This is a genomic window from Thermogutta sp., assembly GCF_039793925.1.
GTDB lineage: Bacteria > Planctomycetota > Planctomycetia > Pirellulales > Thermoguttaceae > Thermogutta.
Genome location: NZ_JBAMME010000017.1, coordinates 8,321 through 20,204 on the forward strand (window position 1 = coordinate 8,321; position 11,884 = coordinate 20,204).

Genomic DNA, 11,884 nt, shown 5'->3' on the forward strand with positions numbered 1-11,884 from the left:
TGTTGTGGATTTACGAACAACCCAGTGCGTACTATCGCCGGCATCTGCTCATCCACGAGGGAACCCACGGATTCCTACGGGCGTATTTTGGCGATTGGATTCCCCCCTGGTACAACGAGGGGATTGCCGAGCTATTGGGAACGCATTTTTGGGACGGCCACACGCTCCGATTGGGTGTTGTTCCCAAATCCCGCAATGAGGTGCCAATGTGGGGACGAATCAAGATCGTTCGGGACGCGGTCGCCCAACAGCGGCCCCTGTCGTTGATCGATGTCCTTAACTTCGGCCCCACGGCCCATCGCGATCTGGAGCCTTACGGCTGGTGCTGGGCGGCCACGGCCCTGTTTGCACACGATCCACGGTTCCAACCCGCTTTCCAGAAATTGCCCCAGTTCATCCGGCAGGGAAACCTTCAGAGCTTTAACGAGAATTTCTTCAGGCTTCTGGGAACCACATGGAAGGCTGCGGAGTATCAATGGCTGATCGTACTGGCAGACCTCGATTATGGCTATGATTTCGTGCGGACGATCGCCGATTTCGCTCCCGGCTCTCCAGTCCTTCCCACCGGCAATGCGGTGCGTATCGAGGCGGGAAAAGGATGGCAAAACTCCGGACTGCAACTGGAAGTCGGCAAGCGATACGAACTGACTGCTGCCGGGCGTTTCGTCGTGGCCCAGGATGGTGGACCGTGGGAGTGCGAACCCCAGGGGGTGACCATCCGCTACGTGCGCGGTTATCCCCTGGGGCTACTTCTGGCGGCCGTTGTACCTCTTGGCGATTCTCCGCTACAGCCCTTGGCAGAGCTCAATACCCGGGGAAGTTTCTTTCAGCCGATCGTCGTGGGACGAGGCTGTGTGTTAACCGCCGAGCGAACCGGGACACTTTTCCTGCGAATCAACGACAGCTCCGCCGAGCTGAGCGATAATTCGGGCGATGTTTTCGTGAAGGTGGTCCCGCTCCAATGAACGCCGCTCCGCAATGGGCGCGTTGGAGCGACGCCGCTGATGTCCCCTCCCCTTCTGCGCGTCAAATAACCCCCTCGCGGGAATCCACAACACCAGAATGGCCTCAAATTTGGTTTGATCGTTACATCCGCTCTTTGGACCCGCTCCTTTACGGCAACTTTTCCATTTTGTCCGCCGCTTATTTGCCTTTTCGCAAAACGTAATCTATGGTCAATCAGAAAAGTAGCCCTGCTGAATGCACCCGCCCCCTGGGAGCTGTATGCAAGATCGGAACGATTTCAGGTTACCCTGTTGGACTAGAGGTAGCACGGCACATCCCGCGGAACTCACGTGACAAAATCAAGACGACTTGGGAGGTTCAAATCCATGTCCCCACGAGTACGAAAAGCCTTCACACTCATCGAAGTTCTCATTGTAGTGGTGATCATGGCCATTCTGGCGGCGGTGATCATTCCCCAGTTTGCATCCTCGACTGCCGATGCCAAGCGGAGCGCCCTGGAATTCAACATGCACACGTTACGCTCGCAAATCGAGCTTTATCGCGTGCATCACGGGACGTATCCCCAGCTCGTTAACAACGATCTTCCCCAGCTTTATAATGCGACCAACGCCGCGGGCGAAATCGGGACGCCGGGCCCCAACTACCCGTACGGTCCCTACATCACCGGACAGTTGCCGGTCAATCCTTATAACAACAGCAATAGAGTCGTGCCGGTAGCGACCCCCGGTCAGAAACCCACGGCAGTGGTGGCGGGCGGTGCCGGATGGCAGTACGACGCGACAACAGGCGCGATTTGGCCTAACAATCCGGAATATTACAGCTCGCCGTGATTCTCCTTCGGATAGCAACCCCTTGATTGGCAGCGGATGGGTGGGTCGAGGTCAACCCTCGACCCTTTTTTCTTTTCCACGCCTCAGGTCGCTTGCTCATTGGCTGTGCTCCAGTCCCCAAAAACCTATCTTTGCCCATTTTCAGTGCGCAGAGACTCATTGCTCGTCTGGGCCATTGAACCTCGTATTCATTATGTCTAAAATGCCTGCGACAATTGGCATAAGTCGTCGGGACGCTGGCCCGATGGAGGAGTGTCGCCCCAGCGGATGCCTCTTGATGGAAGGAGCACGCACCATGTTCACGGTCACTAAGGACATCATGTTGCCCTGCACGACCACAGGTTCGTTTCCCCGGCCGCGATGGTTCGACGTCAGCATGTGGGGTCGTCCGCTAGATACCTGCATGATGGACGTGCGGTTCCGGGAGAAGTTTCAGGACGCGCTGGCCGTCGTCGTCAGCGACCAGGAGCGTGCCGGTCTGGATATCATCACCCACGGAGATTTCCACTGTGACGAAGATTTCGCTGGACGCTCGTGGCACCATTATCCGCTGCAACGGTGGAAAGGTCTGGAGGGGGATTATCTCCAATCGGAGGAGACTCGTTCTCCGTGGTTGCGATACCCCCCAGGAACATTGCTGCACGAAATTTACACAGGCTGGCGCTGGCCGATCGTCGTGGACAAGGTGGAGCATCGTCCTCTCGACTATCCCAAAATCTGGCGAATCACCCAGGCAAAGACCCGCAAACCCGTTCGTTTTGGCACCTGCTGTTCTCAGGTGATGAGCCTGTTTCTGGACATCCACACGGATAAATACAAGGACAAACGAGAACTCATCTGGGATCTGGCGGTGGCGATGAACAAGGAGTTGCGAGCCCTCCGCGATGCTGGTTGCAAATGTATTCAGGTCGAAGAGCCCTGCTTCCACTTCATGGCAAATTCGCTGGGCAAAGATCATCCCGACGTGCGCTTCATGCTGGAAGCCTACAACCGCGAAGTAGAGGGACTCGACGACGTGGAGATCTGGATTCACACCTGCTGGGGTAATCCTAATATGCAACGGGTCATGGAAGACACCAGTTATGCGGCCTCCCTAGAAATGTACCTGTATGAGGCCAAGGGCGATGTGTGGACAGTCGAGATGAAGGACCGCAATTTCAAGGACATCGAGCTCTTTGGTTCACTGAGCAAGGGTCTGCCCAAGAAAATCGCCGTGGGCGTGGTGAGCCATCGGACACTCCAGGCCGATCGTCCCGAGGACGTCGCCGCCGAGATTCGTCGCGCGCTGAAATACATTCCTCCGGAAAAGCTCGTGATCACGAGCGATTGCGGCTTTGGCCGACAGGGTTGCAATCGGGAGATCGCCTTCTACAAGGCGGCGGCGATTGCCCAGGGCACCAACATTGTGCGGCGGGAGCTCGGGCTACCCATCACATATGTCCCGGCTGCCGATCCCGCTCTGCAAATCGATATCGTCCCCAAAAAGTCGGCCGCTACTTCCTGAAACGGCCGTGCCTCCCTCTGAATCAGCTTCGCTCTTTCAGGCAGACCACCGCGAAACAGCGGTGGTTATTTGTTTCCTCGGTTTCGTATTTGCAGGCTTGGCTGGCTAACACCGGCTGTTGGAACGAAAACCCACTCCCGTTGCGACAACGCGCGGGATACAATGCGGGTTCTGGGTTATATGAAGCCTGCAAGAGCAAGCTGTGTCACTGAGATGGAAATAAGCGAGAACGCAATGGCACGACGGATCCTGGTAACAAGCGCATTACCCTATGCAAATGGGCCGATTCACATTGGTCATCTGGTGGAGTACATCCAGACGGACATTTGGGTTCGTTTTCAAAAGTTGCGGCGTAACCGGTGTATTTACATCTGTGCCGACGACACACACGGCACCGCCATCATGATCTCCGCGCGCCGTGAGGGAATCCCCGAGGAAGAATTCATCCAGCGGATGTACACTGCCCATGTCCGGGATTTCGCAGGCTTCGATATTGAATTTGATAACTACGGCAGCACGCACAGCCCGGAAAACCGGGAAATGTGTCATATTTTTTGGAAGGCGCTGCGTGCCGCCGGGCTGGTGGTTGAGAAAGAAGTGACCCAACTCTTCGACCCTGTTGCGGGAGTTTTTCTGGCCGACCGCTTCGTGAAAGGAACCTGCCCTAATCCGGCGTGTCGCGCCCCCGATCAGTATGGCGATAGCTGCGACAAGTGTGGACACACCCACAGCCCTACGGAACTCATTGATCCGGTCAGCACGATTTCCGGAGCCAAACCGGAGCTGAGAACCGCCAAGCACCTGTTTGTGCAGATTGAGAAACTCCATGATTTTCTAGAAGAATGGACACAAACAGGGGATCACCTTCAGCCGGAAATCGCCAACTATCTGAAGGCGCATTTCCTCAGCGAACCGCTGCGCGACTGGGATATTTCCCGACCCGCTCCCTACTTCGGATTTGAGATTCCCGACAGTCCAGGCAACTACTGGTACGTGTGGTTCGATGCTCCCATCGGCTACGTCGGTTCCACGAAACAGTGGTGCCATCGAGTGGGCGAGGACCTCGAGACCTGGTGGCGCAACCCGGAGACAGAAATCCATCACTTTATCGGAAAAGACATCACCTATTTTCACTGCCTTTTCTGGCCGGCCATGCTGAAGGTAGCCGGTTTCACTCTCCCCCGGAAGATTCACATCCACGGTTTTCTCACCGTCAATGGCGAAAAGATGTCCAAATCCAAGGGAACCTTCATCAAGGCGGAAACCTACCTCCGGCACCTCGACCCGTCTTATCTCCGGTACTACTACGCGGCCAAGCTGACTTCGCGGGTGGAAGATCTGGATCTCAACTTTGAAGAATTCGTCAATCGGGTGAACAAAGACCTGGTGGGCAATCTCGTCAATCTGGCCAGCCGATGTGCCCGGCTGATCGAGGGTTCACCGCTCTCCGCCACATATCCGGAGGATGGGGGGCTCTTCGCACAGGCAGCGGCGGATGGCGAAGCCATCGCAGAAGCCTACGAAACATGTGACTTTGCCCGCGCTATACGGATCATCCTCGCGGCCGGTGATCGCGCCAATCAGTTCGTGGATCGCATGGCACCGTGGAATCTCAGAAAAGACCCCGCCCGGCAGAAAGAACTCCAGGATGTGTGCACCGTCGGTCTGAACCTCTTCCGGCAACTGGTCATCTATCTTGCGCCGGTATTGCCGCGGCTGGCACGTCAGGCCGGCGAGTTGTTTGGTGATCCCATCGTTTCCTGGGACCAGGCCCAAAAACCCCTGCTGGGCCGGGTCGTGGCACCCTTCAAGCATATGATGCAGCGGGTGCCGGAAGAAAAGTTGAGTGCAGTGATCGAAGAAAGCCGCGAGGAAGAGGAGAGCGCGAAGGCATCGGCAGCAACCACAGCATCCCGCCCCACCGGCCTAGATTCCGACGAACCCCTACGGCAGGAGCCGCTACTTGAGAATACGATCACGATCGATGATTTCACCAAAATCGATCTTCGAGTGGCGCGCGTCCTCGCTGCTGAAGAAGTGCCCGGCGCAGACAAACTCCTCAAGCTCACGCTCGGTTTGGGCGGCGACGTCAAACGCACCGTCTTCGCGGGTATCAAAAAGGCCTACAAGCCGGAAAGCCTTGTCGGGCGGTTGGTGATCCTGGTGGCCAACCTCGCGTCGCGGAAAATGCGGTTCGGCGTTAGCGAAGGCATGATCCTGGCAGCCGGGACGGGCGATGATCAGGTGTTCCTGCTTGCGCCTGATGAAGGCGCCAAGCCTGGCCATCGCGTTCACTGAACTCGCACGCAGCCTGGAAGGGCCGTCGGCCTCGTAAGCTGGCTTCGCTGCACGCTGCTCACTGCGCATGCCGCCTTTGGATAGCGGCCACCTGAGCCTGTCGGGCATGCCACATGGCCTCTTCCGCTTCTGCGATCAAGCCCGCCTTCTGACAAATCAAACTCAACGCTACAAAACTGAAGGGGTCCTCAGGCTCCAGCTCGCAGACCTTTCGGGCATGCTCCACGGCCTTCTCGTGTTCTTCGCGCTTGCTGTAAAAAACACTCAGGGCCGCATGGGCCAGCGCGTAATTGGGGTCCGTTTCCAGCAGCTCATGGAGCTTCTGAATTGCTCCGTCGAGATCACCTTTCTGCTGGAGCTCAATCGCCTGATCGTACATTTCGTCCACACTGACCATCATTGTCCTCCACAGTTGTATGTGCGTTGTCCAATCAACCGGAACAATCTTTCAAGCCCCGTGATGATCACCTCCCTCCCAGCGTCCTCAGCGTCTGCTCACATTGTATACCGCTAAGTCGTTCTCGAGTCCCTTTCCTTGTGAACGTCTTGAATCGTGCATATTCCTCTCGAGAGAACGCTGCCGTTTTGATCAATCACCGGGAAACTCGCGCGAACGTTTAAGTGTATGAGATTACCATCTTTTCGGCCAGGGCCGCAGACCACAAACGAGCCTTTTGCTTTGTGTCGATACTGCGTCCATGACCGCACTCGGGAAAAGACTGACCCAGCTTTTTGCCGAAGGGTTGGCCGGAAAGTGGAAGCTTTGCAAAGGCAATCCATTGCCGTGTCCGATGAAACGAGACAAATCACCCAGTGCCGAAAAGCGAACCCGACAGGCAGGTCCTTCCAGGTATTCGTCTCTCCCCGATGCTGCCGCGCCAGTAAAGAGTCACCATCGGGGACTCGGCGGTTCAACACCCCGGACGTGAGTGGTTTTTCGTGGGACAGCTTTCTCCTGCCGCTCCGCCGGCAATTCCATGATGGCGACTACGCTCCATCCAGATCACCCGACCTCTGTCCTTGAAACGCACCCGGTCCATGAACCCTCGGATGAGACAAAGCCCGCGGCCACTCGTGGAATTGAGATTCTCCGGCAACGTGGGGTCGGGCACGGCTTCCGGATCAAAGCCCTCACCTTCGTCCGCCACTTGAAGGTCAATTTTGTGGGGATACAAACGGTAACTGACCGTTACCTTTTTGCGAGGATCCCCTCGATTACCGTGTTTAATCGCATTGCTGAGGGATTCCTCCAGGGCAATATGAACGGCGAAGATGTCATCCTGGTGCCAACCAGCCCGACGCAGTTCGTCAAGAATCCGCCCGATCACGCGTTGCGCATCCTCGCATGTGCTCGCGATCACAATCTGTTCGCTCCGATCAGGGGTATCGGCGGAGGCCATCGTTCGGGCCGTGTCTCTCTCGCTGCAAAGTCACATTGATCCCTGTGTCTCAAAAATAGCCAAAAACATCGCTAATATAGTGTACGCACCATTTTGCTGCCAGAGCGTGGAAAAACGATCGCCTGCTCTCATCCACCTGCTTTCCCACGATCCTGGCCTTGTTCGAGTCATCGACACTTTTGTCAGCTCCCATGTCCCAAACCACCGGGAAGCGTTAAAACGACACGCTTCCAATGGAGAATGTATCAGAATGCGTTCTCCGGATCGCTTTTTTGAGCGCTCTCACATTCTCGGCAATCCTGCCATCACTCTCTCCGCGAAAGCCAGTTCCACGCCGCCGCCCACATGAACGAGTACAAAATCACTGTCTGGAGGAGCAACACGACTAGATGCGCAAGCCGCATCTTTCCAATATTGGCAAGCGGGACCACACGCTCGCCACTTGCTGACTCTCCCTCAGACGAAGCCGATTCAGTGGCTTGTTCTTCCTGCAACCGTTCCCGAGGGCGTCTTCGGATCCAATAGAGGCCGCCCGCCACCAACCCCAGTCCCGCTACTGCAAACAGGGCGGCCCCCGCCAGCTCTGAATAACCGAAGAAGTTCGACCACCACACGCTGATTCCCACCAGGAAGGCGGAAAGTCCCACACCAATTTGGAACACTCGGCCACGGTTCACTCCTCGAATGACATTTGCGATCGCCAGCACACTGATGCCGATCACAGCCAACAAAAGATACCCTGACTTCCACTTGGACAGCGATTCTTCGGTTGGCGTACAAAGATACAGGCAAAGATAAATAAGAAGGCTTAGTATCAAGCACACCACCGGCGGAACGGCACGTTGCAGAAACTCCCGAGGTATCGTCACTGTGTCTTGGCGGCGCTTTATCTGTTTCCAAGCAGCGGCGATCACCGCCAGCGTCACAACGACGAGCATTAAAACTCGCAAGTAAACAAAAAAGAAACCAAATGGCGCGGTAGGTGAATCGGATGTATTGGGGTACATCCCTGGAGAATTCAGGAATCCCCAGCCAATCAGCGAGAACAGGCCGCCTCCAACCATGCAACCCCCGGTCACAACGGCGGGTGCAGGAAAAACCTCCCCGCACAGCCACAACACAGCCCCCACGGCAGCGGAGACCGCGAATGTGTGAATCTCCCTCCCACCTGTCAATTCGTACGGTATTGCCAGTAAAAACCACAGGGTGAAAGCCCCAATGCAACAAAGCAGGGCAAGCTGGTTTTTTCGTCTGTCAGCCAGCCAAGCAAGAGACGTGAAGATAGCCAGCGAGAGAATCGCCACAAAACCGTGGGTGGCAAGCCTCCAAGAGGCTCCGTCGGGAAGCCAACTAACGAGGCTATTGGACTCGATCAAAGCCGTGAGCAGGACACCCACGAGCAGCAAAGCTTGCAACAACAGGGTGTCTCTCAAGAGGAATGCTATACCCCAAATGCCCACTGCCCACCCACACGCACTCCAGACGGTCTCCACAGGCACACCGAGGATGTCGGGAATGAAGAAAACGGCGCCGCCAAAATAGACGCTTGTTCCGAGCAGCAATCCCTCGCGGAGAGCCTGCTGCAAGAAGTCGGCTCCACGCGGCAAGAGGGCCACGCCGTGCCACGCGAAAAACACTACCCACACGAGCGCCAGACGAACGTCTTCCGATACAACATTCCGGAGGGCATGAATGACCAGCAGACTGGCCAACGCGATGAGCACCCCGCCTATTCCACAGAAGACACTTGTTATCGGCAATCCAAAAGCGGTCCCTGGCCTTCGCACTTCATAGTAGGCCAGGATCCGCGCCCCTTGCTCTTCTGAGACGAGCTGGTTTTCTTGCCAGAACTTTATTTCCTGAACCAGCCAGCGGTAAAACCGACCAGGAATCTGCCGCGGAGCCATGCGCGTTTTCTCACTTGCTAGAACATTTCCCGCCAACTCTTAACGCCGTCGCGGGATTCTTCAAGAGATCCTTCCCACACGATAAGCGAAGATCCCACCGATGGGCAACAGCAGCACGCGATACTTCAGACAAGTTGCTGTGCCGTGACCGATATAACAAACCGGCTCATAGATCGGCCAGTTTCTCAGCGTTCCTCAGGCCGACGCCAGTCCACCACGTGGAGTTCAACCCGCCGCTGACTCTGGAACTCGCTAATCACCGGTCGGAACACCAAATCAAAAGGCTGACCGACGGGTAACTCGGCGATCCGCTCCCCTGCTCCAAAAGCCACCGCCCGCATCACAGTCCCGCAGTGCTCCACACGGAAGACAAGGTGCTGCTCGCCCTTTCCCACCGCCCGCGGTGATTCGACCACAGTGACATTCTCACAACACAGCACCGGCCGGGGATTGCCTTCGCCGAAAGGCGCCAGCCGCTCGATCTGCTCCACCACATCAAGGGTGAATACCCCAAGAGGAAACTGGCCGTCGATTTCAATTTCGGGCGGATTGCTGGCGGCATCGAAATGCTCGGCCACATACTGGCAGAATTCATGGCGGAACGCGGCGATCCGATCTTCCTCGATACTGAGGCCGGCTGCCTGGGAATGCCCCCCGAACTTTTCCAGGTGATGCGCACATGCTGCCAGCGCCTGATGAAGATGGAACCCGGGAACGCTCCGTCCGGATCCTACCGCGGGCCTGCTACGCGTCTTGTTAAGAGCAATGAGAATCACTGGCCGATGGAATTTCTCCGCCAGTCTCCCAGCCACAATCCCGATCACTCCCTGATGCCAGTCGGCATCTGCCAGCACAAATGCCGGATCATTCTCGGGATCGCACGTCTCTTTAATCTGCCGCAGCGCTTTCAGATAGATGCTCTGCTCGATAGACTTTCGCTGGTCATTGAGGCCATTGATATATCGTGCGAGTTCCTCCGCGCGGGCGGGCTCATCCGTGATGAGCAGCTCTACGGCGAGGGCGGCCTGTCCCAGTCGACCCACCGCGTTGATCCGCGGAGCGAGCTGAAAGGCGATCCACTCGCTGTCCGTTCGCCCATTGCTTCCCGCAGGTGTGATCTGCTGGAGAAGAGAAAGCCCAAGCGAAACTCGCTGCCGCAAACTCGTCGTGCAGCCGTAATGAACAAAGATTCGATTTTCGTCATTGAGGGGGACCACGTCGGCCACGGTTCCCACTGCGCCCAGGCCCACGGCTTCCACGAGGAAATCGCGCAACGGGGCACTCGCCCGCTTTCCGTTTCCTGCTCTGCGAGCCAGTGCCCAGGCCAACTTGAAGGCCACGCCCGCCCCGCTCAGCCAGGGGAATGGATACCCACCCTCCCCCGCACGCGGATGGACAATGGCGGCTGCCTCCGGCCAGTCGGGCCCGGGTTCGTGGTGGTCGGTGATAATCACTTCCATTCCCAACCGATTGGCATGGGCCACTTCCTCACGAGCTGTCACCCCGCAGTCCACGGTGACAACCGTCTTCACCCCCCGGCCAGCCAACTGCTCCAGCGCTGCGGTGTTCAGACCGTATCCTTCCTCCAGACGGCTGGGCACGTAGTACTTCACATCGGCACCGAGAAGCTTCAAACACTTCCAGAGGATCGCCGTGCCCGTAATGCCGTCGGCATCGTAATCGCCATAGACGGCAATCCGGCGGCCTGCCTGAATATCCTCCCAAAGCAGATCGGCCGCCTTCTCACAGTCGGGCAGCAACTCCGGCGGCCGCAACCTGTGCAGGGTGGGCGAGAGAAATCGCTCCGCCGCTTCGGGATCGCGGATCCCCCGGCAAAGAAGAAGTTGGGCAATGACGGCGGGAACACCTGCTTGTCGCGCAAGATCAGCGACCGCCCCCGGGTCGTGCGGCTGAATCCGCCAACGCTTTTTCATCGCCCCGGCTCCTCATTCCAGCCTGACAAATCCCTCCCAGAGGGACAATCACAGCGGCGGATCCGAGGCCACCCCATCTTCACTTCTTCTTTTCAACGTGCCACGTGTGTCGCCGGCAACGAGGGCAGAATTTTTTGAGCCGCAGCTTTTCGCCACCAGGCTTGCGACGGAACGAATAGTTATAGTCATTCGTCTCTTCGCACACCAGGAAGATGACTTCCGCTTTTTTCTTTTTTCCGCCTTTGGCCATCGTTCAACCTCTTGCTTTCAAAATGTTCGCGACATGCGCTTGGCAAAGCAACGCAATGTAAAGTCCCAGGCGGCCATCACCGCTCAAAGTCGTGCCCCTCGCGGAGCGGCGGCCTGTCCGCGCTTTATTGATGCCGCCATTCTGCTCGAAAACCATCATTGTACCGACGGATCGGCAACTCCGTAATGCCGGGTCCCTGGTGTCGATCGGGCTCCGCGGGAGTTTTACAAGGCACGACGAGCGGGCCCCTCCGAGATATCCGGCGGAGGGACCTGCTTGTCAGGTCCGTTGATCAACGGTGGATGATCCCTTTCCTCTCGCTGCGCTGTTTTGAGCGCCGCCCACCACTGAGGCCTCATCCTGCTCGTCGATGCGATTCATTTATGGCCCCTACGGCGGACCAGACGACTATCTCGCTCGTCTCGGCCGTTGGCAAAAAACTTTTTCCTGTTGTTGACATGCGCAATGCCGACGGGTACCGTGGAAATGGGGAGTTCTGAAAAGATTGTGCAGCCCTATTCCAATTTGGGAGGCTTGTCCCATGGCCGTCAAACGCCGCGCGGATTACACCGAGCTGCTCGTGCAACGGGGCATCGTGAGTGCTGACCAGCTCGAGGAGGCCCGTGAACTGGCAGCACAGTCCGGCATGAAGTTACCGGATGCCATCATCCGACTGGGGTACGCTACCGGCGAGGAGGTTATGAAAGTCCTCGCCGAACAGCACGGCCTCCAGTACATCGATCTGTCTCGTACTTCGATCCCGCCGCACATCATCGAGCAGGTGCCGGAATCGGT

Annotated in this window: 8 protein-coding genes and 2 pseudogenes; 5 read left to right on the forward strand and 5 right to left on the reverse strand. The window is 57.1% G+C overall.

Annotated elements, in window-relative coordinates; translation table 11 throughout:
* From ABJK56_RS00795 to metG, 4 genes and pseudogenes are all read left to right on the forward strand, one after another.
* Positions 1 to 965: pseudogene (locus tag ABJK56_RS00795) on the forward strand (hypothetical protein); the annotation flags it as partial.
* A 366-nt stretch (positions 966 to 1,331) separates the two neighbouring features.
* Positions 1,332 to 1,796: a type II secretion system protein gene (locus ABJK56_RS00800; protein WP_347242765.1), complete on the forward strand. Its 465-nt coding sequence runs from the start codon at positions 1,332 to 1,334 to the stop codon at positions 1,794 to 1,796.
* 295 nt (positions 1,797 to 2,091) lie between these two features.
* Positions 2,092 to 3,300 (forward strand): cobalamin-independent methionine synthase II family protein, encoded by a 1,209-nt coding sequence (locus ABJK56_RS00805; protein ID WP_347242766.1) that lies wholly within the window; start codon positions 2,092 to 2,094, stop codon positions 3,298 to 3,300.
* Between the two features lie 234 nt (positions 3,301 to 3,534).
* Positions 3,535 to 5,598 carry a methionine--tRNA ligase gene (gene metG, locus ABJK56_RS00810; RefSeq protein ID WP_347242767.1) on the forward strand — a complete coding sequence of 688 codons (2,064 nt, stop codon included), beginning with the start codon at positions 3,535 to 3,537 and terminating at the stop codon, positions 5,596 to 5,598.
* A gap of 58 nt (positions 5,599 to 5,656) precedes the next feature.
* On the opposite strand, the gene ABJK56_RS00815 is transcribed toward metG, so the two are convergent.
* The 5 genes from ABJK56_RS00815 to rpmG form a co-directional block, all read right to left on the reverse strand.
* Positions 5,657 to 5,998 (reverse strand): tetratricopeptide repeat protein, encoded by a 342-nt coding sequence (locus ABJK56_RS00815; RefSeq protein ID WP_347242768.1) that lies wholly within the window; start codon positions 5,996 to 5,998, stop codon positions 5,657 to 5,659.
* A gap of 511 nt (positions 5,999 to 6,509) precedes the next feature.
* The gene (locus tag ABJK56_RS00820; RefSeq protein WP_347242769.1) at positions 6,510 to 6,998 is read right to left on the reverse strand and encodes an ATP-binding protein; all 489 of its coding nucleotides are present in this window, start codon (positions 6,996 to 6,998) and stop codon (positions 6,510 to 6,512) included.
* 305 nt (positions 6,999 to 7,303) lie between these two features.
* On the reverse strand, positions 7,304 to 8,905 hold the full coding sequence (locus tag ABJK56_RS00825; protein WP_347242770.1) for a DUF2157 domain-containing protein: 1,602 nt from the start codon (positions 8,903 to 8,905) through the stop codon (positions 7,304 to 7,306).
* 185 nt (positions 8,906 to 9,090) lie between these two features.
* Complete coding sequence (gene recJ, locus ABJK56_RS00830) at positions 9,091 to 10,839, reverse strand: single-stranded-DNA-specific exonuclease RecJ (RefSeq protein WP_347242771.1); 1,749 nt, start codon at positions 10,837 to 10,839, stop codon at positions 9,091 to 9,093.
* Positions 10,840 to 10,918: 79 nt separating this feature from the next.
* A complete protein-coding gene (rpmG, locus tag ABJK56_RS00835) occupies positions 10,919 to 11,089 on the reverse strand; it encodes a 50S ribosomal protein L33 (protein WP_347242772.1) in 171 nt (56 codons plus the stop codon).
* Between the two features lie 541 nt (positions 11,090 to 11,630).
* On the opposite strand from rpmG, the pseudogene ABJK56_RS00840 reads away from it, so the two are divergent.
* Positions 11,631 to 11,884 (forward strand): annotated as a pseudogene (locus ABJK56_RS00840) (type II/IV secretion system protein); the annotation flags it as partial.

Coding starts and splice junctions, on each gene's coding strand:
- ABJK56_RS00800 (WP_347242765.1), top strand. CDS start 1,332: ATGTCCCCACGAGTACGAAAAGCCTTCACACTCATCGAAGTTCTCATT.
- ABJK56_RS00805 (WP_347242766.1), top strand. CDS start 2,092: ATGTTCACGGTCACTAAGGACATCATGTTGCCCTGCACGACCACAGGT.
- metG (WP_347242767.1), top strand. CDS start 3,535: ATGGCACGACGGATCCTGGTAACAAGCGCATTACCCTATGCAAATGGG.
- ABJK56_RS00815 (WP_347242768.1), bottom strand. CDS start 5,998: ATGATGGTCAGTGTGGACGAAATGTACGATCAGGCGATTGAGCTCCAG.
- ABJK56_RS00820 (WP_347242769.1), bottom strand. CDS start 6,998: ATGGCCTCCGCCGATACCCCTGATCGGAGCGAACAGATTGTGATCGCG.
- ABJK56_RS00825 (WP_347242770.1), bottom strand. CDS start 8,905: ATGGCTCCGCGGCAGATTCCTGGTCGGTTTTACCGCTGGCTGGTTCAG.
- recJ (WP_347242771.1), bottom strand. CDS start 10,839: ATGAAAAAGCGTTGGCGGATTCAGCCGCACGACCCGGGGGCGGTCGCT.
- rpmG (WP_347242772.1), bottom strand. CDS start 11,089: ATGGCCAAAGGCGGAAAAAAGAAAAAAGCGGAAGTCATCTTCCTGGTG.